Annotated in this window: 20 protein-coding genes; all 20 read right to left on the bottom strand. The window is 46.2% G+C overall.

Annotation, left to right across the window (positions count from 1 at the left end):
• Positions 1-1,050, bottom strand: a complete 1,050-nt coding sequence (locus tag DHX103_RS01405) for an ABC transporter permease (RefSeq protein WP_422123496.1) — start codon at positions 1,048-1,050, stop codon at positions 1-3.
• Entirely contained in the window at positions 1,040-2,602 is a 1,563-nt protein-coding gene (locus tag DHX103_RS01410) for an ABC transporter ATP-binding protein (protein ID WP_422123497.1), read from the bottom strand. The genes DHX103_RS01405 and DHX103_RS01410 overlap by 11 nt, the downstream gene beginning before the upstream one ends.
• Positions 2,603-2,769: 167 nt before the next feature.
• Positions 2,770-3,852, bottom strand: a complete 1,083-nt coding sequence (locus DHX103_RS01415) for a BMP family lipoprotein (RefSeq protein ID WP_422123498.1) — start codon at positions 3,850-3,852, stop codon at positions 2,770-2,772.
• Between the two features lie 47 nt (positions 3,853-3,899).
• Entirely contained in the window at positions 3,900-4,628 is a 729-nt protein-coding gene (locus tag DHX103_RS01420) for a GntR family transcriptional regulator (protein ID WP_422123499.1), read from the bottom strand.
• A gap of 178 nt (positions 4,629-4,806) precedes the next feature.
• On the bottom strand, positions 4,807-7,143 hold the full coding sequence (locus DHX103_RS01425) for a DNA translocase FtsK 4TM domain-containing protein (RefSeq protein WP_422123500.1): 2,337 nt from the start codon (positions 7,141-7,143) through the stop codon (positions 4,807-4,809).
• A gap of 81 nt (positions 7,144-7,224) precedes the next feature.
• Complete coding sequence (locus tag DHX103_RS01430) at positions 7,225-8,892, bottom strand: ribonuclease J (protein ID WP_422123501.1); 1,668 nt, start codon at positions 8,890-8,892, stop codon at positions 7,225-7,227.
• Positions 8,893-9,011: 119 nt separating this feature from the next.
• Positions 9,012-10,025 carry an aspartate-semialdehyde dehydrogenase gene (locus DHX103_RS01435; RefSeq protein WP_422124700.1) on the bottom strand — a complete coding sequence of 338 codons (1,014 nt, stop codon included), beginning with the start codon at positions 10,023-10,025 and terminating at the stop codon, positions 9,012-9,014.
• A gap of 105 nt (positions 10,026-10,130) precedes the next feature.
• Positions 10,131-11,360: a M16 family metallopeptidase gene (locus DHX103_RS01440; RefSeq protein WP_422123502.1), complete on the bottom strand. Its 1,230-nt coding sequence runs from the start codon at positions 11,358-11,360 to the stop codon at positions 10,131-10,133.
• Between the two features lie 59 nt (positions 11,361-11,419).
• On the bottom strand, positions 11,420-13,531 hold the full coding sequence (pnp, locus tag DHX103_RS01445; RefSeq protein ID WP_422123503.1) for a polyribonucleotide nucleotidyltransferase: 2,112 nt from the start codon (positions 13,529-13,531) through the stop codon (positions 11,420-11,422).
• 150 nt (positions 13,532-13,681) lie between these two features.
• Complete coding sequence (gene rpsO / locus DHX103_RS01450) at positions 13,682-13,951, bottom strand: 30S ribosomal protein S15 (protein WP_422123504.1); 270 nt, start codon at positions 13,949-13,951, stop codon at positions 13,682-13,684.
• Between the two features lie 145 nt (positions 13,952-14,096).
• A complete protein-coding gene (locus DHX103_RS01455; RefSeq protein ID WP_422123505.1) occupies positions 14,097-15,041 on the bottom strand; it encodes a bifunctional riboflavin kinase/FAD synthetase in 945 nt (314 codons plus the stop codon).
• Positions 15,042-15,043: 2 nt separating this feature from the next.
• A complete protein-coding gene (truB, locus tag DHX103_RS01460) occupies positions 15,044-15,973 on the bottom strand; it encodes a tRNA pseudouridine(55) synthase TruB (RefSeq protein WP_422123506.1) in 930 nt (309 codons plus the stop codon).
• Between the two features lie 66 nt (positions 15,974-16,039).
• On the bottom strand, positions 16,040-16,393 hold the full coding sequence (gene rbfA, locus DHX103_RS01465; RefSeq protein WP_422123507.1) for a 30S ribosome-binding factor RbfA: 354 nt from the start codon (positions 16,391-16,393) through the stop codon (positions 16,040-16,042).
• Between the two features lie 18 nt (positions 16,394-16,411).
• The gene (locus tag DHX103_RS01470; RefSeq protein WP_422123508.1) at positions 16,412-16,690 is read right to left on the bottom strand and encodes a DUF503 domain-containing protein; all 279 of its coding nucleotides are present in this window, start codon (positions 16,688-16,690) and stop codon (positions 16,412-16,414) included.
• Positions 16,687-19,017 (bottom strand): translation initiation factor IF-2, encoded by a 2,331-nt coding sequence (infB, locus tag DHX103_RS01475; protein ID WP_422123509.1) that lies wholly within the window; start codon positions 19,015-19,017, stop codon positions 16,687-16,689. The genes DHX103_RS01470 and infB overlap by 4 nt, the downstream gene beginning before the upstream one ends.
• Positions 19,018-19,021: 4 nt before the next feature.
• Complete coding sequence (locus DHX103_RS01480) at positions 19,022-19,342, bottom strand: YlxQ family RNA-binding protein (protein ID WP_422123510.1); 321 nt, start codon at positions 19,340-19,342, stop codon at positions 19,022-19,024.
• 1 nt (position 19,343) lies between these two features.
• The gene (gene rnpM / locus DHX103_RS01485) at positions 19,344-19,622 is read right to left on the bottom strand and encodes an RNase P modulator RnpM (RefSeq protein ID WP_144837286.1); all 279 of its coding nucleotides are present in this window, start codon (positions 19,620-19,622) and stop codon (positions 19,344-19,346) included.
• A 19-nt stretch (positions 19,623-19,641) separates the two neighbouring features.
• Positions 19,642-20,769: a transcription termination factor NusA gene (gene nusA, locus DHX103_RS01490; RefSeq protein WP_422123511.1), complete on the bottom strand. Its 1,128-nt coding sequence runs from the start codon at positions 20,767-20,769 to the stop codon at positions 19,642-19,644.
• 22 nt (positions 20,770-20,791) lie between these two features.
• A complete protein-coding gene (rimP, locus tag DHX103_RS01495) occupies positions 20,792-21,277 on the bottom strand; it encodes a ribosome maturation factor RimP (protein WP_422123512.1) in 486 nt (161 codons plus the stop codon).
• A 125-nt stretch (positions 21,278-21,402) separates the two neighbouring features.
• Entirely contained in the window at positions 21,403-25,710 is a 4,308-nt protein-coding gene (locus tag DHX103_RS01500) for a PolC-type DNA polymerase III (RefSeq protein WP_422123513.1), read from the bottom strand.
• Positions 25,711-25,815: the final 105 nt, after the last annotated feature.

Below are 25,815 nucleotides of genomic sequence, written 5' to 3' on the forward strand. Positions count from 1 at the left end.
TCACTTCGCCTCCTTCTTCTTATTTGCTGCCCGCAGCAATAGCAGGCGGATAATATAACCAGAAGCTACAAAGAATATGATGACTGCAATTACAATTTCCACTATTTCAACTGGAATTTGCGCTTCGTTCGGCATGTTTAATGCACCATATTTCAAAGAACCAAATAATGTTGCGCCGAAAATTACACCCAGCGGAGTATTCATACCAAGCAGGGCTACTGCGATACCGTCAAACCCAATACCTGTAAATCCGCCTTTGGCTGATACATACTGGAATGTTCCAAGTGCTTCCATTGCTCCCGCCAAACCTGCAAAAGCGCCGGAAATGACCATCGCCAGAATTATATTCCTGTTCACATTCATCCCGGCATACTCAGATGCATGCTGGTTAAAACCAACTGCTTTCAATTCATAGCCGAGTGTAGTCTTTTCAAGAATCAACCACATGACACCAACCATGATCAATGCCAAAAGAATCCCATAATGCAGACGCGAAAACTCTGTTAGGTTTTGGAAAAACTCAGAGCGCAATGAAGCACTGGTAAAGATTAACTCTGTACGGTCTCCACCATCCGAAACCGTTTTGATCAATGCATTCGTCACGTGCAGCGCGATATAGTTCATCATGATCGTTACGATTACTTCGTGTACCCGGAACTTCGCTTTTAATAGCCCCGGAACAAAGCCCCATAAAGCACCGGCAACTGCTGCTGCCAAGATTGCCAGCGGCAAGTGGATAATTTTCGGCAATTCAACCGCAACACCTACGTAGGCAGCTGCAAACCAGCCCACAATCAATTGCCCTTCCACCCCGATATTGAAAAGTCCTGAACGGAACGCAAACGCTACGGCCAGACCCGCCAATAAATAAGGTGTAATTTGACGGAGAGTTTCTCCTATTGTATACAGATCCCCAAAAATCCCATTCCATAAAGCTGCATATCCTCTAACCGGGTTATATCCGCTGACCAGCATGATAATAGCTCCGACCAGCAAGCCCAGTATAACGGAAATCAGGGGGACCAGAATATTGGTCGCTCTATTCGACATGCTGATCCTCGCCCTCCTTCTCTGTGCCTTTATTATTTACATCTCTAATGTGGTGCCCAGCCATCAACAGGCCAAGCTCTTGCTCGGTTGTTGTTTCCGGAGTCACAATATCAACGATCTCCCCATCATGAATAACAGCGATTCTGTCTGATACGTTCATGACTTCATCGAGTTCAAACGAAATCAGTAAAACGGCTTTTCCATTGTCGCGCTGTTCAATCAGCCGGCTGTGGATAAATTCGATGGCACCAACATCCAGTCCGCGCGTCGGCAGAGCAGCGATCAACAGATCCGGATCCCGGTCCACTTCGCGCCCGATAATGGCTTTTTGTTGATTACCGCCTGACAGTGAACGTGCCAGTTCGTGTGGCCCCTGTGTTCGGACATCAAAATCGGCAATAATCTGTTTCGCTTTTTCGTTGATTTTGTCGTAATCGATTATGCCGTGTTTCGAGATTGGTGAAGTGTAATATGTCTGAAGCGCAATATTGTGGCCAATCGGAAAATCGAGTATTAATCCATGTTTATGGCGATCCTGTGGAATATGGCCGACACCGGCTTCAGTCACTTTACGCGGCTTCAAACCGGTAACATCCTTTTCATTGATGCGGATGGTACCGCTTTTCACTTTGCGCAATCCGGTGATTGCTTCGATCAATTCGGATTGTCCATTGCCATCAATCCCAGCGATACCGACGATCTCGCCTTTACGCACATTCAGATTCAAATTTTTAACTTTTGCTATCCCGCGGTAATCTTCAACAACAAGATTTTGGATATCAAGAACTTCTTCTTTCGGGAAAGCAGGACCTTTTTCGGTTGTGAATTCCACATTACGGCCAACCATCAGCGAAGCAAGTTCGTTCGGATTCGTACCAGAAGTTTCAACTGTCCCAATTCCTTTACCTTTTCGGATTACCGTCACACGGTCCGAAACGTCCATAATCTCTTTCAGTTTGTGCGTAATCAAAATGATGGATTTGCCTTCCGCAATCAACCTTCTCATAATTTGAGTCAATTCAATGATCTCCTGAGGCGTCAGAGACGCTGTAGGTTCATCGAAAATCAGGATTTCTGCACCGCGGTAAAGCGTTTTCAAAATTTCCACGCGTTGTTGCATGCCAACGGAAATATCCTCAATGATTTCATAGGGATTGACGTTCAATCCATACTGTTCAGATAAAGCCTTAACTTTTTCTGCTGCATCTTTCTTATTCGTCACACCGAACTTTGTAGGTTCCGAACCCAGAATGATATTTTCCGTGACAGAAAAATTTTCAACCAGCATGAAATGCTGGTGAACCATTCCAATTCCCAAGTCGTTCGCAACGTTCGGGTTGGTGATATCCACTTTTTTGCCACGGACTCGGATTTCTCCGCCTTCTGGCTGATAAAGACCGAAAAGAACGTTCATCAAAGTCGATTTCCCGGCTCCGTTTTCACCCAGCAAGGCATGTATTTCGCCCTTTTTTAATTGCAGGGTGATATTGTCGTTGGCGACAAATTTTCCGAATTCCTTGCGGATATTCAACATTTCAACAACATATTCCACTGTTTTCACTCCCTCGAAAACTGTTAAATTCTCTTTTATTAATTAACACAGGAAAGGTTTCCAGTTTAAAAACCTTTCATCTATTAATTTTCTATAATTTTTTTCGAAAAAAAAATCATAAAGACCGGTAGAACCGGTCTTTATGAGGTTGACCGTGAGAATCGAAATTATTCCAAAGTTTCTGGAACTGTAATTTCGCCATCAATAATCTGTTTCTTGAATTCTTCGATTTGCGCCATGATATCTTCCGGAATCGCTCCGCGTGAATCAGCAAGGCCGATACCGTCATCAGATAGACCATAAACTACTGTTTCGCCACCCGGGAATTCTCCGTTCATAGCTTGTTCAGAAATGTTATATACAGCGTTATCAACGCGTTTCAATACAGAAGTCAAGGTAATGTTGTCATCGCCAACTTGGCCTTCGTCGTATTGGTCAGAGTCAACTCCGATTACCCAAACGTTTGAATCTGGATCAGATTCTTTAAGTTCTTTAGCTTCAGTGAAAACACCGTTTCCAGTTCCGCCAGCTGCGTGGAAAATGATATCCGCTCCGCCTTGGTACATGCGGCTAGCTGTTGTTTTACCTAATTCCGCTTTATCAAAAGCACCTGTGTATTGAACATCAACTTCCACTTCAGGTTTAGCAGCTTCTACACCAGCAAGGAATCCAGCTTCGAAACGTTCGATTACAGGAATGTCCATGCCGCCGACAAAACCGATTTTGCCTGTTTCAGTCATCAATGCTGCCGCAACACCCGCAAGGAATGCTCCTTCTTGCTCCTTGAACAGGACACTCGCAACGTTATCAGCTTCAACTACTGCATCAATGATTGCAATTTGCGCATCAGGCTGCTGTGAAGCAATTTCCGTTACTGCACCTTCCATCAGGAATCCGATACCGAAAACTACATCGAAGTCGCGACGGATCATGTTGTTCAAGTTCGTGTTGTAGTCTGCATCTGATTGGGATTGAGCGTAATCGTAACCGCCGTCACCTTTTTCAAGGCCATTGTCTGCACCGAATCTTTCAAGACCTTCCCACGCTGATTGGTTGAAAGATTTATCATCGACACCGCCAACATCCGTAACCATTGCTGTAGAAAAATCGCTTGTTTCTTCGGTAGCTTCTCCTTCTCCGCCATCACCAGTTGTTGTGTCGGTTGAAGCATCGTCGTCACTACCGCAAGCAGCTAGCATACCAGCAGCAAGCATTAAAGAAAGACCTAGACCAAATTTACGTTTTGTCAATGTAATAACCCCCAAGGTTTTTTTGATATTAGCAGGAATGGTTTGTTTTACACACGTTTTCGAACTACGTGGAAACTGAATTTATCAGCCCTGAAATAGTTCTTTGAATAGAGCACCACTTGATCGTCTGCATCATAGTGGAGCTGTTTTAATTCCAATAAAGCAGTTTCCGGATCACATTCGAGAATCGGAGATGCATATTCGTGATATCCGATCGGCTCAATATAAGTCACTGCATAACTGATGCGGGTTTCACCACTTTCCTCAATTGCTGAGAAAATCGAACTTTCGGCTCTACCCAGAAAGTCCTCCGGCAGAAAGCTGGAAACAACTTTGTCGATGCAATATACGACAGGTTCCCCGTTTGCTGTCCGGACCCGTTCAATTGTAATTACTGAATCTTCGGGTTTGCAATGTAAGCGTTTTATATCATCTTCAGAAGCCGGGCTTTCAGAGGTGCTCAAATAAATCGAACCTGGTTCCATTCCTGCATTTCTGATGGTCTCAGAAACACTTGTCAATTGTTCAATGCCCGATGTAAACAACGGTTTTGGATTGACGAATGTACCTACCCCGTGGCGCCTGACTATGATATTTTCTTCTTCCAGCAACCTGAGCGCTTCCCGCAAGGTGGCGCGGCTGACTCCAAGTGTTTTCGCCAATTCGAATTCGGAAGGCAACTTTTCTTTCTCTTTGTATATTCCGGCAGCAATATCCTGCTTCATCCGATCGATCACTTGGAGATACAATGCCCGATGATCCGATTTAATTGTCATACGATTCACCACCAATGACAGAGATCAGACATCTGATGTAAAACATTCCTACTAATCAAAATTACTATAACACTTATTTCCTCTGAAATAAATAGTGATTTGTCGAATTTCGCGAATTTTTCAGTTAAAAGTCATGAATAATGCACGTAATATGTCACGAAAAAACCTTTTTTACCTATTATTCTTCCTGCTTTTGAACTAAAACAGTCCGTGGCTTACTACCTTCGTACGGTCCAACGACTCCGCGCTGCTCCATTTGATCGATGATCCGGGCTGCACGGGAATAACCGACACGGAATCTGCGCTGCAACATGGAAACGGAAGCTGTTTGCATATCGGTCACCAATTGGACTGCATCGTCATATATTTCATCGGTTTCAGAATCGATGTTTGTTTCTTCAACTTCAGTCGGAATCATATCCTCCTGGTATTGAGCTTTTTGCTGTTCAATGACAAAATCCACAATCTTTTCGACTTCACTGTCAGACAGGAATGCCCCCTGCACACGCACCGGTTTTGACTGGCCCGCGCCCAGGAACAGCATATCCCCGCGGCCGAGCAGTTTTTCCGCTCCGCCCATATCCAAAATTGTGCGGGAATCAATAGCTGATGACACGGCAAACGCGATCCGTGATGGGATATTCGCTTTGATGACACCCGTAATGACGTTAACACTCGGGCGCTGCGTGGCGATGATCAAATGGATTCCGGCTGCACGCGCCATTTGTGCCAGACGTGTGATGGCGTCCTCGACTTCATTGGACGCTACCATCATCAAATCGGCAAGCTCGTCCACGATCACAACAATAAACGGCAATTTAGGATGTTTATCTTCGTTCTCTTCATTAAATACTCTGACGTATTCGTTATAACCTTCGATGTTTCGTGTTCCCGTATGTGAGAACAATTCGTAGCGGCGCTCCATTTCTGAAACGATTTTCTTTAAAGCCTGAGCTGCTTTGCGCGGATCGGTCACGACTGGCGCCAATAAATGCGGAATGCCGTTATAAACATTCAGCTCGACCATTTTCGGGTCGATCATCATCATTTTCACTTCATGCGGTTTGGCACGCATGATGATACTTGTGATGATGCCATTGATGCACACCGATTTACCGCTGCCTGTTGACCCTGCTACCAGCAGATGCGGCATTTTGTTCAATTCGGTCATTACCGCCTGACCCGTGACATCGCGGCCAAGGCCGAACAATAGTTTCGAATCCGGTTTGTTGTTCTCTTCCGATTCCAGCACTTCCCGCAGGCTGACAATCGCCACTTCCGTATTGGGAACTTCGATGCCAATGGCTGATTTTCCGGGAATAGGCGCTTCGATCCGAATGTCTCTTGCCGCGAGCGCTAACGCCAGATCATCGTGAAGGCTGACAATCTTGCTGACTTTGACGCCCGTATCCGGAAGCACTTCGTATTTCGTGACGGCCGGACCCAAATGGACTTGTGTCACTTTTGCACGAACACCGAAACTTTGGAAAGTCTTCTCCAGTTTTTTCGCGTTTTTCTGTATGCCGGAATATTCTCCGCTCTGATCACTATGCGGTGGCAAAGTCAGCAAATCGATCGGTGGCAATTGATACTCCTCATTTTCCATTTCTTCTGCGGTTGTCAATAATTGCACGTCGCTGTCGGAAACGTTTTCGGTTTTCGGTTTTTCCTCTTTTGGTGTTTCCGGCTGTTTCGGCTTCACTTTTTCTGTGAACGCTGAAATAATCGGTTCCTGGGGCGAATCCATATACACGGTTTCATTGTCATAGTCAGCATTCGTTGCCACCGGTTCCGGTTCATTTGAATCACTGAAGCTTTCATTGCCAGACATCCCGCTTGTCGCAATTTCTTTTTTCTTGTCCTTTTTCGCCGGCTTTGAAAAACGCTGGCCGATGGCTTGGAGCAACGGCTGAAAACTTGGAATTTTTTCAGCAATGAAAGGAGCTGCAGTGCGTCCGGTCAGAATAATGGCACCGATGGAAAGGATGATGATCGCGACGATCCAGGTGCCCGCTGTTTCAAACAGCATATGCAGTAAGGCATACAGCATCGCACCGATCATGCCGCCGCCGATTGCTGTGAACTCAGTCCACACAGTGCCGCTGACTTGAATGGATCTGCTTGTTTCGCCCAATACATTCGTCGAAGTGATCGGTAAAATCGAGCTCGATGCCCAAATAAGATGGCTGATCAGAAAAACACCGGTCACGACAAAAAACGTGCCAATAATTGTTCGAATTTGCGGTTTGGGCCAATCTCGCTTGACCATTATATAGACGGCCAATACCACTAAGGCCACCGGAATCAAAAACGCCAGGTAACCTGTCAGATATTCTGCCGAATTTTGAAGCATCCGTCCCACTTTGCCCAGTTGAAAAGCCATTAATGCGGCGATGCCCAACATTACAATGCCGATTATTTCAAAAAAGATCGTCGGCATGGGCTGAACGTTTTTTTTGCTTGTTTTTGATTTTACAACTTTTTTCTTTTTCTTTTTCTGTCCACTGCGAGGCATGTCTTTCCCCCATTTCCTATGTAATCGAAAAAGGATTTCCCCCCGATAGATCGGTATGGAAATCCTTTTACTTTTTCTATCTTAATATTCCATAATAATCGGAATGATCATCGGACGGCGTTTCGTTTGCTGGAATAGATAGGAATTCAGCGTATCACGAATTTCCTGTTTGATATTATTCCATTCAAATGTCTCGCGCGTAACGTATTTCTCAACAACTTTTGTTACCAGTCTTGCCGATTCTTCCATCAATTCTTCCGATTCGCGGACATAAACAAATCCGCGGGAAATCATTTCCGGACCGGAAGCGATTTTTTTCTGTTTGCGGTTCAACGTTACTACGACGATGAAAATTCCATCCTGGGACAGCAATTTCCGGTCGCGCAAAACGATGTTGCCGACATCACCGATACCGATGCCGTCAATCAGGACATTTCCTGCGGTAACCCGTCCGCTCATGCGAACTTTTCCGGCTTTGTACTCAACGATATCCCCTTTATCAGCGATAAAGATCTGGGATTTCTGCAAACCGACCTGCTGTGCCAATTTAGAATGGGCGATCAGCATTTTATATTCACCCTGGATGGGGATGAAATATTTCGGTTTCATCATATTTAACATCATTTTCAGGTCTTCCTGGCTGCCGTGTCCTGAAACGTGGACTTTTTTGCTGGATGTCAGGACATTTGCGCCTGCTTTAGCCAATTTATTCATGGTCTGATACATCGGAACTTCCATACCCGGTGAAGGTGTGAACGTAATAAGGACTGTATCCGTTTCTTTGATCCTCACATCTTTATGCTGTTTGCGGACCATCTTATCAAGTGCTTCAAGTGGTTCACCCTGGTTACCTGTAACGATGATCACAACTTCTTCATCGCGGTAGTTATCCAGGTCTTTCAACGAAATGACTGTCTCTTCTCCTGCATCTAAATAACCGAGTCGTACTCCCACTTCATAGCTGCTTTCAAGGCTTCTGCCCACCACTGCAACTTTCTTGCCTGTCGCCTGTGCAATATCGAAAACTTGCTGGATGCGGATGAAGTTTGATGAATACAGCGACACCAGGATTCTGCCTTCCGCTTTCCGGAATTCCGACTGAAGGTGGTCTTCAATAACAATTTCAGAAGTAGTATAGCCAGGACGCTCCGCTTCCGTTGAATCAGATAGCAGCATTAACACGCCATCTTCTCCCAATTTCGCCATTTTAGCGATATCCGGACGGTAGCTTCCTTTTGCGGATTGATCGAATTTAAATTCACCAGTATGGACAATTGCCCCTTCTGATGTATGGAAAACAATTCCAAGCGCATCCGGTATGCTGTGTGTCGTATGGAAGAATGTCACGTGTGTCGTATCAAAATTCATGCGGCTCTTATTCGTTACTTCAAAGAATTTCACTTGCTTCAGTGAACCCTGCTCTTTCACATGCTCTTTGGCAAGGCCAATCGTCAATTTCGAACCATAGACTGGTGCCTGTACTTTTTTCAACAGGTAAGCGATCGAACCGATTGCATCTTCATGCCCGTGCGTCAGGAAAATTCCTTTTACGCGGTCTTTATTCTCTTCGAGATAGGTAACATCCGGAATCACGATGTCCACGCCAAGCATTTCATCTTCCGGGAACATCAATCCGCTGTCTACAACGAAAAGATCTTCATCAATTTCAATTACGTACATTGCTTTGCCGATTTCACCGACGCCGCCTAACGGTATTACTTTAATAAGTTCATTTTTAATTTTACTCAATTTATTTCCTCCTAAAAAAATTCACCCGTACACATCCATAAAATCTATTATACGGGAATCAAAGGAAACAGTCCAAAGAAAAAAATAAACCGGCGGGTTCGCCGGTTTATTTTGGGTTGTCAGATTATGTTTTCTTCGATCAATGCTTCCGCAATCTGCACCGAATTCAAGGCAGCACCTTTTACGAGGTTGTCGGATACGACCCATAGATGGAACCCCTGCGGATTATCCAGATCCAGACGAAGGCGGCCCACAAACACATCGTCCTTGCCCGCTGCCATCAATGGCATCGGGTAGAGTTGTGCTGACGGATCATCCATCAATGTCACGCCTGGTGCTGCAGCGATCGCGTCTCTCACTTCGGCAAGCGTCGGTGCCGCATCCAATTCGACATAAACAGATTCTGAATGGCCGGTGACGACCGGCAGACGGACGCACGTTGCCGCCACTGAAAGACTGTCATCATGCATGATTTTCTTCGTTTCGTTGATCATTTTCATTTCTTCGAGCGTATAGCCGTTGTCCGCAAAAACGTCAATCTGCGGGATGGCATTATAAGCGATCGGGTAATGTTTATCGGCTGATTTCACCGGCAGCATTTTAGCCTGCGCAGCGTGCGCCTTGTCAAAACCAGCGTCTGCCTGTTCTTTCAATTCATTGATGGCATCAATTCCGGCACCTGACACAGCCTGGTAAGTGGAAACGACCACCTTGCTCATGCCGAATTGCTCTTTCAAAGGCTGCAATGCACACACCATCTGAATGGTCGAACAATTGGGATTGGAAATGATGCCTTTGTGCAAGGAGAGATCGCCGCTATTTACTTCCGGCACGACCAGCGGCACTTCCGGATCCATCCGGAATGCGCTTGTGTTATCGATGACGATGGCCCCGCGTTTGACTGCCTCCGGTGCAAATTTCTCGGAAATGCTGCCGCCTGCGCTGAACAGTGCAATGTCAATTCCTTCAAAAGATTCCGGCACTGCTTCCTGCACAATATAAGTTTGTCCATTAAAATCGATTTCTTTGCCTGCTGAGCGGCTCGAAGACAGGAACCGGATTTCATTCACCGGAAACTGTCGTTTTTCCAACTGCTCCTTCATTTGCTGGCCTACGGCGCCCGTTGCACCCATGATTGCTACATTATAGGTTTTCACTCGACTCTCTCCTTCAATGATAATTTGCATAATTGTATCATAATTCAACGCACTGAAGCAGCGAAATGCAAAGGAGTCCCCTCAATTTTTCGAGGATGTCTCTTTCGAGCGGATAATCGATTGGGCCGGAGCCCCTTTCAAAAGTTCCAATGTGTATTGAACTTTCTCCATTGACACTTCCTCAATCTTCTTAAGTACGTCATCAAATGCAATATGCCGACCCATCAGCAACTCATGCTTGCCGTTGCGGCTCATGCGTGAACTGGTGCTTTCCATGCCAAGCAGCAGATTCCCTTTGAACTGTTCTTTTGAATCATCTACCTCTTGCTGCGTCAGCCCGCCGCCCTGCATCTTGTGGATCGACTCCAAAATCTTTTCCTGGAGGTCCGGGAGCTGCTCATTCGATGTGCCGCCATAAATTGCCAATGTGCCATGGTCCGAATAGGCGGAATGGTAGGAAAAGATGGAATAGGCAAGTCCATGTTCTTCTCTGATTTCCTGAAACAGTCTGGACGACATTGTTCCGCCCAGAATATTATTCATCACAGCCATATCGTAAAGATGTGGATCAGTCATGGAAAGACCAGGAAATCCATAGCATAGATGCCCTTGCTCAATGTCTTTATACTTCATAGAATGGCCCGCCGTAAATGCAGGAGCCACATAAGGTTTAATGCCTTCATCTTTATTAAAGTTTCCGAAAAGCTCTTCGATTTGACCAATCAGCTCGGGTGTTATATTGCCCGCCACTGATATGACAGTATTGGATGGAATATAAAAACGGTTCATGAAATCCCGAATTTTATCAGCATCAAAAGTTTGAAGCGTCCCCTCCAGACCGAGAATCGGTGCACCCATCGAATGCTCCGGGTACATGACACGCCACAGCTGCTCATGCACATCGTCATCAGGCATATCTTCAGTCATGCTGATTTCTTCGAGCACCACTTGCCGTTCCCGCTCGATTTCCACAGGGTCCATATTGGAATTGAAAAACATGTCCGCCAAAATATCAACGGCGAGAGCTGCGTGATCGTCAACGACTTTCGCGAAATAGCATGTGTATTCCTTGGATGTATAGGCATTGATATCGCCGCCAATCCGGTCAAACTCCCTGGCGATATCTTTTGCCGTCCGTGTGGGTGTCCCTTTAAACAGCATGTGTTCGATAAAATGCGTCATCCCGTTTTCTTGCGCTTCTTCATCGCGTGATCCCACTTTGATGAAAACTCCTACTGCCACAGATCGAAAATGTGGAATTTGTTCTGATACGATCCGCACACCATTTTTACATAGATAAGTTTCTGCCACTCTAAAATCCCTCCAATAAGAAAAAATTGCCAACTCTCGTTGGCAATTTCCTGTTTTTCTTAGTTAGCTTCTTCAGTTTCTTCTTTTTCTTCTTTGAGGACGATCTTGCGGGATAAGTTTACACGTCCCTGACGGTCAATTTCAATGACCTTCACTTTCAAGACCTGATCCATTTTCAGCACGTCTTCCACATCTTTCGTCCGCTCTTCCTGGATTTCAGAAATGTGCAGAAGTCCATCTTTGCCTGGGAATAATTCAACGAATGCACCGAATTTCTCTAGGCGTCTTACTTTACCTTCGTAATATTCTCCGACTTTCGCTTCGCGTACAATATTTTCAATCATCGCTTTCGCTTTGGCGTTCATTTCTTCATCAATTGAAGAAATAAAGATGGTGCCGTTCTGCTCTGTATCAATCTTGACGCCGGTTTCGTCAATTATCTTGTTGATCATTTTTCCGCCCGGTCCAATTACATCGCGGATCTTATCAGGATTAATCTTGACCATGATGATTTTCGGCGCGAATTTCGACAATTGCTCACGTGGTCCGGAAATCGTTGCCAGCATCGATTCAAGGATGTGAATACGGCCGATTTTCGCCTGCGCCAACGCTTCTTCAAGGATTGTGCGCGACAGTCCATCAATTTTGATATCCATCTGAAGTGCTGTAATGCCTTCAGCGGTGCCCGCTACTTTAAAGTCCATATCGCCCAGGTAATCTTCCATTCCCTGAATATCCGACAACACTGTATAGTTATCGCCTTTTTTCACAAGTCCCATGGCAATGCCGGCTACTGGTGCTTTCAAAGGCACACCCGCATCCATCATCGCTAGAGTTGAAGCACAAATGCTTGCCTGTGAAGTTGAACCATTCGACTCCAGCACTTCTGCTACCAGGCGAATTGTGTAAGGGAATTCTTTTTCGTTTGGAATCACAGCTTCCAGTGCGCGTTCACCGAGTGCACCGTGACCGATTTCGCGGCGGCCAGGGCCACGCAGGAAACCAGTTTCGCCCACTGAGAATAACGGGAAGTTGTAATGGTGCATAAAGCGTTTTGTGTCTTCGATGCCAAGGCCGTCGATGATTTGCACATCGCCCAACGCGCCGAGTGTACAAATGCTCATTGCCTGGGTTTGCCCACGGGTGAATAAGCCTGAACCGTGTGTCCGAGCCAGCAAGCCGACTTCAGAAGAAAGTGCACGAATTTCAGATGGACCGCGGCCGTCCGGACGAATTTTTTCATCCGTAATCAGGCGGCGCACTTCTTCTTTGACCATTTTATCCAGAATCTGGCCGGCCTGTTTTTTAACATCCGCGTCGGATTCTTCGTATTGTTCCATGACACGTTTTTTCACTTCGTCGATTGCTTCATTGCGCGCCTGTTTTTCGTTGATCTGCACAGCCGCATTCAATTCTGTTTCGACCGAATCTTTGATCGTTGAAGAAAGTTCTGCATCCAGTTCATACAATTGGATTTCAGATTTTGCTTTGCCGACTTCTGCCGCAATCACTTCCTGGAAAGTGATCAGTTTCTTGATCTCTTCATGACCGAACATAATGGCTTCCAAAATGACTTCTTCGGAAACTTCTTTTGCTCCCGCTTCAACCATATTGATGGCATCTTTTGTTCCTGCCACGATCAGGTTAATGGAACTTTTTTCCAGTTGATCGTTTGTCGGATTAATGATGTATTCTCCGTCGATCAATCCAACGATAACGCCGGCAATCGGTCCATCAAATGGAATATCGGAAATCATCAATGACAATGAAGACCCGAACATTGCCGCCATTTCTGAAGGACAATCCTGGTCCACTGACATAACCATTGAAATTACCTGCACTTCGTTCCGGAAGCCGTCAGGGAAAAGCGGACGAAGGGGACGGTCGATTAAACGGCTCGTCAACGTTGCTTTCTCCGAAGGGCGTCCTTCGCGCTTGATGAAGCCGCCTGGAATTTTACCGACAGCATAAAGACGTTCTTCATAGTTGACAGTCAACGGGAAGAAGTCCAATGGTTTCGGTGTTTTAGAAGCTGTTGAAGTCGAGAGCACTGCTGTATCTCCATAACGGATTAATGCTGCTCCGTTTGCTTGTTTAGCCAATTGGCCGACTTCGACCTGTAATTCGCGGCCTGCCCAATCGAGTGTATAAACCTTTTTAGTTTGCTCCATAATCGAGCTCCTCTCTCTTACAAAATATATAGACAGTTTTATGTATCCATTACTAATAGTGTATCAAAAAAGCATTCGCTATGCGATTGTATGTGGAATATTTTATCCATAAAGAAAAAGCGGGACGAATCCCGCTTTTACTGATTGCTATTATCGGCGTAGGCCAAGTTTTGCGATTAGATCGCGGTAACGAGCAACGTCGTTTTCACGAAGATATTTCAACAAGTTACGACGGCGTCCAACCATTTTGAATAGACCACGACGTGAATGGTGATCTTTTTTGTGAGTACGTAAGTGCTCATTCAGGTTGTTGATGTCTTCTGTTAGAATTGCGATTTGAATATCTGCAGACCCAGTATCTGTGTCATGCACTTTGTATTCATTGATCAATTCATTTTTACGTTCTTGAGTGATTGCCATACTGTTTCCACCTCCTAATTTCTGATATCCCCAATTACCGAGCAAACGTTGGTGATTCGAATTGCCAAGCAACGGTTAGTACATTTAGTACGTACAAATCATAGCACATGCCAATTTGAAAATCAACTGGATGCCGCACCTATGTTCAGGACAGGAAAAACTCGACAGCTTCCTGTTTATCATTTTCGATTTGCGTTTTCAATTCATCAATGCCGGAAAATTTCTGTTCATCACGAATCCGTTTATACCAATCAACAGTGACGCGCTCCCCGTAAATATCCCGGTCGAAATTAAAAATATGGACTTCAATCACGAGTTTCTTGTGATCCGGGTTGTTAAAAGTCGGCTTATAGCCCACATTGCAGACCCCATCATGAATTTCGTCCTGGACATGGAGGCGAACGGCATAAACGCCTCTGCCGGGCACGAATGTGCCAAGATCCGGTTCCACATTGGCAGTCGGAAATCCGATTGTACGGCCTCTTTTGTCGCCGTTAATGACCGTACCCGAAACTTTGAAAGGCCGGCCGGATAACCGGCAAACCTCTTCGACTCCACCCGATTTCAGATGTTCACGAATTCTTGTGGAACTGATTTTTTGCTGGCTGTCTTCCAGCTTGCCAATGACGCTGACGCCAAATTGGCCATTGCCGTAACGCTTCAGCAACTCCATATTGCCCTGGCCTTTTGCTCCGAATGAAAAATCAAACCCCGCGCTGACATGAACCACTTCGAGTTCTTCAATAAAATGGCGGATAAACTCTTCGGGCTGCAATTGAGCGAAATTGGATGTAAAACGCACGATGAAACAAACATCGACACCCATTTCCTGCAGGATATCCATTTTCTGTTGCAGCGGCGTAATATAGACCATCTCTTCTTTTTTACCGCCCAGCACAAGTGACGGATGCGGATCAAAAGTCATAACCGCTGATTTTGCATCCAGCTGCTGCGCTTTTTCCAAAGCTTCTCCGATTACCTTCTGATGGCCTTTATGGACACCATCAAAAAAACCAAGCGCCATTGATAGGGGTCCCAATTGTTCTTCCGGTTTCATATGGTTGGGATAATTCAAATGGAAAATCTTCATTTTTAGACCTCGCCCTCAATCGGTAATCCGAACATTTTTTCTGGTTTCATCTTGCCCAATTTTTCCGGATGCTTCTTATATAAAGCAAAGGGGCTGCCGTTCCGGGTAAACACCAGCAACCGGTTTGATTCCAGCAACGGATGCATTTCCATCACCTGGCCATTTTTCATGGCAAATAATTCGGCCGGTTCGACTTCCACTGCAGGAAACGCACTTAATGCGTAAACGAGCGGCTTTAAAATTTCGTCCACCTTTTCATTTTCCGCAAATTCGGCAACTTCGGCAAGCGTATAGCAATCTTCACGTTTAAATTTTCCGGATTGCGTGCGGGTCAATTGGGACATATGCGCCGGATAGCCAAGCGCTTCCCCGATCTGAACGGCAAGTGTCCGGATATAAGTCCCTTTGCCGCACTCGATGCGGATTCGGAAATGGATATCGACCCCTGTCCATTCCTCTGCGCTATCCAGCAATTCGATGGAATCAATTTGGGCTTTTCTGCTGGGGCGCTCAACTGCGATACCGGCTCTGGCATATTCATATAATTTCTTGCCGTTCACTTTGACGGCGGAATACATTGGCGGAATCTGCGTGATCTCCCCTGTCAATCCTTCAAGCGCGGCCAGTAATTGTTTACGCGTTATTTTCTTTTCGTCCGGATTGCGGTCGACCATTTCACCAGTGGCATCTTCCGTTTCCGTCGAAAATCCAATAGCTACTTCCGCTTCATAAATCTTGCCCTGATCCGTGATGTATTCAGCCACTTTTGTCGTATTGCCGATACAGATGGGCAGCACACCGTCCACTTCCGGATCCAGTGTTCCGGTATGTCCAACTTTTTTGGTCTTCAATATTTTCCGCAATTTAAAAACGCAATCGTGGGAAGTCATGCCTTTTTCTTTCCATAAAGGAAGGATTCCGTTAATAGCCATCCCTTTCAACCCCCTAATAATATGTAAAAAAGCCTGCAATCTAAGAACTAGACAGCAGGCTTGATTTTATTGTTCGTCATTCGGTTGTTTAATATCCCGCAGAAGACTGTCGATGCGGTTTCCGTATGCTACTGAAGAATCAATTTCAAACGATAATTCAGGAGTTTTGCGCAACCGTATCCGCTGTCCAATCTCTGAACGGATAAACCCTTTGGATTTCGATAAGCCGAGCAAAGTCTGCTCTTTTTCAGCATCAGTGCCGAGTACGCTAATATAAACCGTCGCCTGTTGGAGATCTCCGGTAACTTCAACATCCGTCACTGTGACAAAACCGATTCGCGGGTCTTTCAGCTTACGGCTGATGATTTCGCTGAGCTCTTTTTTCATTTGTTCGCCTACACGATTAGCGCGCATGGTCATTGCTTATCCACCTCGTTCTTACAGATATTCTTGATGATGTTCAAGGCATTCCCACGCCGGATTGCTCTCCAGGTAATAAAGCACCTGCGCCATCTCCTTTTCCGCCAGCTCTTTTGAAGAAGAGACAGTGACAAAAGCGATGCGCGTGCGCTGCCATACATTCTGGTGCTCAATTTCGGCGACGGAAACATTGAACTTTTGTTTCGATCGGGTCACCATGCTTTTCAGCACAGCCCTTTTGTCCTTCAATGAATGCGCGGTCGGGATGAAAAATTCGCATTCCATGTAAAGGATCATTTCCGTACGATTTCTTCCATTATATAAGCTTCAATAATGTCGCCTTCTTTAACGTCATTAAATTTCTTGATCGTGATACCGCATTCGTAGCCTTTAGCCACTTCTTTGGCATCATCTTTGAAGCGTTTCAGCGTATCCATTTCGCCTTCGAATACTACAACGCCTTCTCGGATGACGCGGACACCGCTGTCGCGGGTGATCTTGCCATCTATTACATAGCTTCCGGCAATCGTTCCGACTTTCGAAACTTTGAATGTGCTGCGAACTTCTGCCTGACCGATGACTTTCTCCTCAAATTCAGGATCAAGCAAGCCTTTCATAGCGAATTCGATTTCTTCTATTACTTTATAAATGATGCGGTGTAAACGGATATCTACGCCTTCAGCATCAGCCGCACGTTTCGCGTTGGCATCCGGACGAACGTTGAATCCGATTACAATGGCATTAGAAGCCGCTGCAAGGGAAATATCCGATTCCGTAATGGCACCTGCACCAGTGTGGATAATTTTGACATTAACACCTTCTACATCGATTTTCAGAAGGGAAGCAGCCATCGCTTCAACCGCACCTTGTACGTCAGCTTTGACAATTAAGTTCAATTCTTTCATCTCGCCCTGTTTCAATTGATCAAACAGGTTATCCAGTGTAACACGAGTTTTTTCTGAACGCTGAACCTGCAATGCAGATGTTGCGCGGCTTTCGCCCACTGAACGTGCTGTTCTTTCATCTTCGAACACAACAAAACGATCGCCGGCTTGCGGCACATCATTCAATCCTGTGATTTCCACAGGCATTGACGGGCCTGCTTCTTTGACGCGTCGTCCGGTATCAGAAACCATTGCTCTGACACGGCCGAATGTATTGCCGACAACAATCGGGTCACCGACATTCAATGTACCATCCTGAACCAGAAGGGTCGCAACTGAACCGCGGCCTTTATCAAGTTCCGCTTCGATAACTGTACCGATCGCACGTCTTGCAGGGTTCGCTTTCAATTCTCCCACTTCTGACACAAGTAGAATCATTTCAAGCAATGTATCAATTCCTTCACCAGTCAATGCAGACAGTGGAACGAAAATCGTGTCTCCGCCCCAAGCCTCAGCAACCAGGCCGTGCTCCGTCAATTCTTGCATTACGCGGTCTGGATTTGCGCTTGGCTTATCCATTTTGTTGACTGCGATGATAATTGGCACTTCAGCGGCTTTCGCGTGATTGATCGCTTCAACTGTTTGTGGCATAACGCCGTCATCAGCTGCTACGACAATAATCGCTAGATCCGTTACTTTTGCTCCACGAGCACGCATCGTCGTAAAGGCGGCGTGTCCTGGTGTATCAAGGAAAGTGATTTTCTTGCCTTTTTCGTCAACTTGGTAGGCACCGATGTGCTGCGTGATGCCGCCTGCTTCTCCTGCCGTCACTTTCGTGTGGCGGATCGAATCGAGCAAAGTCGTTTTACCATGATCGACGTGCCCCATGATGGTTACAACTGGTGGACGCTCTTCATTTAAGCTTTCATCTTCCGGTTCGAAATAGACTTCCAGGTCGGTTTTATCAACCAGGATTTCTTCTTCCACTTCCACTTCGTATTCCGCACAGATCAATTCGATTGCGTCTTTATCCAACTCCTGGTTAATGGTAGCCATTACACCAAGCATGAACAATTTTTTGATGATTTCAGAAGGCTCGCGGCCTAATTTTTTCGCAAGTTCACCCACTGTCAATGACTCACTGAAAGTGATCTTAGCCGGCAATTCTTTTTCTTTTTTCGGCATTGGCGGCAACGGATTTACCGGACGCTGCTGTTTGCCTTTTCTGTTGCGATTTTGGCCACCGCGGCCTGCTCCGCCGCCACCTGGGCGGTTGGAATTGCGCTGCCCTGGTCCAGCTGTTGGTTTAGCGGCTTTAGGTGTAAAGTTTGAGCCTGATTTTGCTGGAGCTGCTGGACGTTGGCCATTCCCTTGAGAACGGGATTGCCCTTGACTCGGTGCTGCAGCCGGACGAGACTGGCTTTGGCCTGCTGGTCGGGATTGCCCCTGCCCGGATGGACGTGTGCCGCTTTGTCCGCCTTGTGGACGTGACTGGCTTTGAGGACGCGAACCTTGTCCCTGCGGACGGTTCTGGCCCTGGCTTTGTGGTTTACTTGGAGCTGGTGTTGTTGAAGCTGATGAAGATTTTTTATAAATGCCGTCCAATTTTGAAACAGCGTTATCCTCTAATGTCGACATGTGATTCGTCACAGAGATATCCATTTTGGTTAATTGCTGAATGATTTCTTTGCTTGGCTTATCTACTTTTTTCGCATATTCATGTACTCGAATTTTGGTCATCTGCTCACCCCCGGTTATTTTCATCGAACAAGCTCTTCAGTTTTTTGGCGAATCCTGCATCAGTAATCGCCATAACTACGCGCTCTTCTTTGCCGACTGCATGTCCAATTTCGAAACGAGTTCCGAAAGTTTCAATGTCGACTTTATAATAGCTGCATTTATCATGCAGTTTTTTGCTGGTATTTTCTGAAGCGTCTTCGGCAAGCAAAACAAGTTTTGCATTGCCATTTCGCACTTCGTTAACGGTCATTCCTTCTCCAGTAATCGTCATTCTTGCTCTTGTGGCAAGACCCAGAATCTGAAGAATCTGCTGTTTTGTATCCATTTTACTTCAACTGCTCTCTTAATACGACACGAAGCAATTCTTCGTATATTTCCTCAGGCACTTTTACTTCCAATTGTTTGTCGAGCACCTTTTTCTTTTTGGCAGCTGCTATCGCCGCCTCTGATTTGGAAACATACGCTCCGCGCCCTGATTTTTTGCCGGTAAGATCGACACTGACTTCGCCTTCTTTTGACCGGACAATACGGATCATTTCTTTTTTAGGATGCATCTCGCCAGTAGCTACACACTTCCTGAGTGGAATTTTCTTTTGCAGAGCCAACGGATATCACCTAACTTTCTTATTCTTTTTCGTCGTAGAAATCAAAGTCATCCGCTTCTTCGCCGGACTCCGTCAATTCGATGTCTGCATTCGGATTTGGGTAAATGCCCATCTCGCGTGCATCGGTTTCACTCTTGATATCGATTTTCCAGCCTGTCAATTTGGCTGCCAGGCGGGCGTTTTGGCCACGCTTGCCGATTGCCAGTGACAATTGATAATCAGGAACTACGACAGTTGTTGATTTTTCTTCTTCGTTCACTTGGACATCAAGCACTTTTGACGGGCTAAGGGCATTCGCCACAAACACCACCGGCTCTTCCGACCATTCAACGATGTCAATCTTTTCACCGCTCAGTTCGTTGACGATGGTTTGGACACGGGCACCTTTGGAGCCTACACATGAACCGACCGGATCGATATCTTCACGATGGGCCATTACAGAAATCTTCGAACGATCTCCTGCTTCGCGGGCAATCGATTTGATTTCAACAATGCCATCATAGATTTCAGGAACTTCTGTTTCAAACAAACGGCGCAGAAGGCCCGGATGTGTTCTTGATACGAAAACCTGTGGACCGCGTGTTGTACGTTCAACTTTTGTTATATAGACCTTAATGCGGTCATGAGGCTGGTAAGACTCATTCGGCATTTGCTCCGTCTGCGGCAGAACCGCTTCCACTTTGCCAAGGCCAACGTAAAGATTCCGTGCATCCATGCGTTCGACAATTCCGTTGACAATATCATCAGCACGATCGACGAACTCTTCAAAAACAAGACCGCGCTCTGCTTCGCGTACGCGTTGAGTCACGACTTGCTTGGCAGTTTGTGCTGCGATGCGGCCGAAATTACGCGGAGTCACTTCTTCTTCCACTACATCCCCAAGTTCATAAGCGGGGTTGATCGCTGTGGCATCTTCCAAGGAAATCTGCAGGCGGTCGTCTTCAACTTCTTCCACCACATCTTTTCTTGAGTAGACCAGCATTGTTCCTGTATCCAGATTCAAGTCAACACGCACGTTTTGCGCCTGGTTGAAATTGCGCTTGTACGCCGTTACCAATGCCGCTTCAATCGCTTCAATCAGGACATCACGCGAAATTCCTTTTTGTTTCTCCAATGCCTCTAAAGCATTCAATAACTCACTGCTCATTTTCAATTCACTCCTAGGTTCATCAATCAGGTTTAGCTGAAAAATCAATTGCAAGCCGGATTACAGCTATTTTCTGTCTCGGAATCACGATCGTTTTTCTGCGGGTTTTGATTTTCACTTCAATTTCGACTTCTTCTTCATTATAAGATTGCAGATGCCCTTCAAATTCTTTGGCATCCAAAATCGGTTCATAGGTTTTGATGTAGATGAATTTGCTGATAGCATTTTCAAAATCTTTATCTTTTTTCAGCGGGCGCTCGGCCCCGGGTGAAGACACTTCAAGGAAATAATTCTGCTCGATCGGATCAAGTTCATCCAGAATCTCGCTCAGCCGTTCGCTGACTGTTGCACATTGTTCGATATCAATCGGTGCTTCCGGATTGTCCACATAGACACGCAAAAACCAGCTGCGGCCTTCTTTAACAAATTCCACATCCACTAGTTCCAGGTTCAGCTCATCTGTGATGGGCTGTGCGATTTTTTCGATTTGTTCTATAATTTTGCTCATACATGCCTCCCGCCAATTTTACGTCATAACAAACAGAAAAGAGCGGGAGAACCCACTCTTCTGCGACAGAGCTATCAGTAAATGTTACTTCAATAATACCATGATTGGCACAGCAGTGCAACCGACTAGAACAGCGACAATTGGTTGGCTTCTGGCATCCCTTCCAGGCAACCGTGGTCATCCATATATTCGATGATCGTTTTGGAAACACGGCCACGCTGCTGAAGGTCTTCTTTAGACAGGAACAATCCTTCTTTTCTTGCAGCAACGATGGACTTGGCGGCATTTGTGCCGAGGCCCGGGATTGCATTGAACGGTGGAATCAGCGTTGTGCCATCAATGATGAACTCATCCGCTTCCGATTTATAGAGATCAACTTTCTGAAACGCGAAACCGCGTTCCGTCATTTCAAGCGATAATTCCATTACTGTGAGTAAATTTTTCTCTTTCGTCGAAGCTTCCAACCCTTTTGCATTGATTTCCGAAATTTTCGCACGGATGGCATGAGATCCCTTCGCCATTGCGTTGACGTCAAAATCTTCTGCGCGCACAGTAAAGTATGCTGCGTAATAAAGAACCGGGAAATGCACTTTGAAATAAGCGATCCGCACCGCCATCAACACATATGCCGCGGCGTGCGCTTTCGGGAACATGTATTTGATCTTCTTGCACGATTCGATATACCAGTTCGGTACGCCTTCTTCTTTCATCGCCGCTTCGAATTCTGGCGTCAGCCCTTTCCCTTTACGGACCGCTTCCATAATCTTAAAGGCCATCGATGATTCGAGCCCCTGATAAATCAGGTAGACCATAATGTCATCGCGGCATCCGATAACGTCCGACAGCTGGCACGTTCCATTTTTGATCAATTCCTGGGCATTGCTGAGCCACACATCGGTGCCGTGGGACAGTCCGGAGATCTGCACCAGTTCCGAGAAAGTCGTCGGCTTCGTTTCTTCCAGCATCTGGCGCACGAAACGTGTACCAAACTCCGGAATGCCGTATGTGGCTGTCTTACAGCCAATCTGCTCTTCCGTGACGCCCAATGATTCGGTGCCGGAGAAAATTTTCATCACTTCCGGATCATCGGTCGGAATCGTTTTCGGGTCGATTCCGGATAAATCCTGAAGCATCCGGATGACCGTCGGATCATCGTGTCCCAGAATATCCAGCTTCAATAAATTATCGTGGATGGAATGAAAATCAAAATGCGTCGTCTTCCACTCCGAGTCCTGTGCATCGGCAGGAAATTGAATTGGCGTAAAATCATAGATGTCCATATAATCCGGCACTACGATGATTCCGCCCGGGTGTTGTCCCGTGCTCCGCTTAACGCCAGTACAACCCTGCACGAGCCGGTCGATCTCCGCTCCTCGAATGGTCATTTCCCGGTCATTCGCATAGCCGCGAACATAACCATAAGCTGTTTTCTCTGCCACGGTACCGATTGTTCCGGCGCGGAAAACATTATCCTCACCAAAAAGTTCTTTCGTGTAATTATGGGCTTTCGACTGATACTCACCACTAAAGTTCAAATCGATATCGGGCACTTTGTCTCCTTTAAAGCCCAGGAAAGTTTCAAAGGGAATATCCTGCCCTTCTTTTTTATAAGGAATGTGGCAATCCGGACAGCTTTTATCTTCCAAATCAAAGCCGGAGCCCACTGAACCGTCATCGAAGAATTCCGATTTTTGGCATTGTTCACAAATATAATGCGGCGGCAACGGATTTACTTCTGTAATTTCGGTCAGTGTCGCAACAAGCGAAGAACCTACAGAACCCCTGGATCCAACCAGATAACCATCATCCAACGACTTTTTAACAAGTTTATGCGATATCAGATAAATTACCGCGAAACCATGTCCAATGATCGATTTTAGTTCTTTTTCAATGCGGGCTTCCACGATTTCCGGAAGCTCATCGCCATAAATCTGCCTCGCCATGTTATAGCTGAGTTCACGGACTTCCTCGTCTGCCCCTTCAATTTTCGGGGTGTAGAGGTCATCTTTGATCGGCTTCACCGTTTCAATCATATCCGCGATCCTATTGGAGTTTTCCACAACGATCTGTTTCGCCGTGTCTTCTCCCAGGAAATCAAAGGCTTCCAGCATGTCTGTTGTCGTACGGAAATGCACTTTCGGCAGTTTTGAGCGGTTCAGGGGATTTGCGCCCCCTTGCGACCCAATCAGCACCTGACGGAAAATCGCATCATTTTCATCCAGGTAATGGACGTTTCCGGTTGCCACAAGTGGTTTATCCAGCTTTTTGCTGACTTTCACCAGTTTGCGGATGATGTCCTCCAGATTCCATTCGTCGCGGATCAATTCCCGCTCAATGAGTGGAGCATAGACTTCTTTCGGGTGCACCTCGAGGTAATCGTAAAACCCGGCGATGCGTTCCACTTCTTCCATCGATTTCTGCATGACCGCTTCGAAAAGCTCTCCCTTGTCACAGCCCGAACCGACAAGCAGACCTTCCCGGTGTTTCTGCAGCAGCGATCTCGGAATACGCGGGACACGGTAAAAATAATTGATGTGAGAAGCGGACACCAGTTTAAAAAGATTCTTAAGCCCTGCATCATTTTGCGCCAATAGCGTCACATGCGTCGGGCGTGAACGTTTATATGCATCGCCTGCACCCACATATTTATTCAGTTCATCGTGATAAAAAATGCCTTTTTGATCCGCTTCCTTGAGCAAATGCGTCAACAAATAAGAAGTTGCTTCCGTGTCGTAGATGGCACGGTGATGCTGGGTCAAATCGATGCCGAATTTTTTCGCCAGCGTGTTCAAACGGTGGTTTTTCAATTCCGGATGCAGCATGCGGGCAAGTTCGAGCGTATCGATCGTTGCATGTATTTTATCAATGCCGAATTTCTTATAAGCAACATACAGAAAGCCCATATCGAATGAAGCATTGTGCGCCACCATGATGTGGTCACCAGCCCATTCGTGGTAATCGCGAATCACTTCTTCCACTTCAGGTGCATCTTTGACCATAGCATCTGTGATGCCAGTCAAATCCGTTGTCGTGTCAGATAACGGATGGTGTGGATTCGCGAAGCTTTCATATTTATCAATGATTTGGCCGCCCTTGATCTTGACGGCGGCGAGTTCGATGATGGTATCGTAAACAGCAGATAAACCAGTTGTCTCTAAATCGAATACCACAAACGTTTCTTCTTCAAGCAGCACGTGCCGCTCTTCAAAAGCAATCGGCACCCCATCATCAACCAAATTGGCTTCCAGCCCGAATATCGCTTTGATGCCATGCTTTTTGCTGGCGGCATAAGCGTCTGGAAACGACTGTACACCGGCATGATCAGTAATAGCGATTGCCGGATGCCCCCATTTTGCTGCCTGAGCAACCAGTGAATCCACTGACGACACTGCGTCCATTTGGCTCATCGGTGTATGCAAATGAAGTTCCACGCGTTTTTCTTTGGCGGTATCCTGGCGCACTTGCGGTTTGATTTCTACCATATCCTGCGCCATCATGACGAGGTCGCGGACGAATGTGTCCGTTTGGATGGAGCCGCGTGCCTTCAGCCACATGCCTTTTTGAATGTTTTTCATCAACTCGGCATCGTCTTTGTCACGGGAGAACATTTTCACCAGAATCGAATCCGTATAATCCGTGATTTTAACGGTAAGCAGTGAACGGCCGCTTCGCAGTTCACGCACCTCCGCATCAAATACATATCCTTCAACCGTAATTCGGCGTTCTTCATCTATGATGGATTGTATTTCAGCAATCGGTTCATCCGGTTTGATATTGCTGCCCATCTGGAATGGCCCGGACGGAGTACCGTTTTCTTTTCTGTCGGTTTCCCGTTTTTTCATATCGTTCAACGCTTTTTGGGCCATTTCCTCTTCTTCTGCCCGGCGCTCTTCTATAAATGCTTCATGTGCCGCCTGTTGATCACCTTCCGCCATTTGGAAGTCGATGGCGAAACGTGGAAAACCGAATTGCTGGTAGACGGCGGCGAGTTTATCCGTGTATTTCGATTTTAACGCCATCATTTCATGCTCATGGCCGCAATTCAGCATCAGCTTGCTGCCACTCCACTGCGGCGCCTGGTTTAAAAGGCGTTCGCGCAACGGTGGTGCCATGTCTGCCAGCTCGTCCACAGCGTGGCGCCAATAGGCATTTATTTCCTCGGGATCAGCATTGTCGCCTTCTGTAACGATTGTCAGTTGGACAGCGGCAATCGGAGAAAAGGTCGAATGCAACCGTTCTTTCAGCAACAGAAAAAGTTTCAAGGGCAAAACTTGTTCAAGTTTTATCGTGAACCGCCACGTCCGCTCTTTTTTGTGGACAGTCATCCGTGTCAATTCAGCCTCTTCGAAATAAGGCATATGTAGATCATCTGTCAAATCGAGATGCTGAAGAAGCAGCTTTAAACGCATCTTTGGATCTTGCTGGTTTGTCATAACTATCCCCTTCACTAATTTAATAAACCGGGTGACTCCGATCTTATTTGAACCACTGAACACAGTATTTTCTATTTTTTGCATAATAGTAAGTTAAGAAAAAGA

Source organism: Planococcus daihaiensis (assembly GCF_049262615.1).
GTDB lineage: Bacteria > Bacillota > Bacilli > Bacillales_A > Planococcaceae > Planococcus.

Excerpts from the sequence above, each read along its gene's own strand:
- DHX103_RS01405 (WP_422123496.1), bottom strand. The coding sequence starts at position 1,050 with ATGTCGAATAGAGCGACCAATATTCTGGTCCCCCTGATTTCCGTTATA.
- DHX103_RS01420 (WP_422123499.1), bottom strand. The coding sequence starts at position 4,628 with ATGACAATTAAATCGGATCATCGGGCATTGTATCTCCAAGTGATCGAT.
- DHX103_RS01425 (WP_422123500.1), bottom strand. The coding sequence starts at position 7,143 with ATGCCTCGCAGTGGACAGAAAAAGAAAAAGAAAAAAGTTGTAAAATCA.
- DHX103_RS01435 (WP_422124700.1), bottom strand. The coding sequence starts at position 10,025 with ATGGGTGCAACGGGCGCCGTAGGCCAGCAAATGAAGGAGCAGTTGGAA.
- pnp (WP_422123503.1), bottom strand. The coding sequence starts at position 13,531 with ATGGAGCAAACTAAAAAGGTTTATACACTCGATTGGGCAGGCCGCGAA.
- rpsO (WP_422123504.1), bottom strand. The coding sequence starts at position 13,951 with ATGGCAATCACTCAAGAACGTAAAAATGAATTGATCAATGAATACAAA.
- DHX103_RS01455 (WP_422123505.1), bottom strand. The coding sequence starts at position 15,041 with ATGAAGATTTTCCATTTGAATTATCCCAACCATATGAAACCGGAAGAA.
- truB (WP_422123506.1), bottom strand. The coding sequence starts at position 15,973 with ATGGCTATTAACGGAATCCTTCCTTTATGGAAAGAAAAAGGCATGACT.
- rbfA (WP_422123507.1), bottom strand. The coding sequence starts at position 16,393 with ATGACCATGCGCGCTAATCGTGTAGGCGAACAAATGAAAAAAGAGCTC.
- DHX103_RS01470 (WP_422123508.1), bottom strand. The coding sequence starts at position 16,690 with ATGATCCTTTACATGGAATGCGAATTTTTCATCCCGACCGCGCATTCA.
- infB (WP_422123509.1), bottom strand. The coding sequence starts at position 19,017 with ATGACCAAAATTCGAGTACATGAATATGCGAAAAAAGTAGATAAGCCA.
- DHX103_RS01480 (WP_422123510.1), bottom strand. The coding sequence starts at position 19,342 with ATGGATACAAAACAGCAGATTCTTCAGATTCTGGGTCTTGCCACAAGA.
- nusA (WP_422123511.1), bottom strand. The coding sequence starts at position 20,769 with ATGAGCAGTGAGTTATTGAATGCTTTAGAGGCATTGGAGAAACAAAAA.
- rimP (WP_422123512.1), bottom strand. The coding sequence starts at position 21,277 with ATGAGCAAAATTATAGAACAAATCGAAAAAATCGCACAGCCCATCACA.
- DHX103_RS01500 (WP_422123513.1), bottom strand. The coding sequence starts at position 25,710 with ATGACAAACCAGCAAGATCCAAAGATGCGTTTAAAGCTGCTTCTTCAG.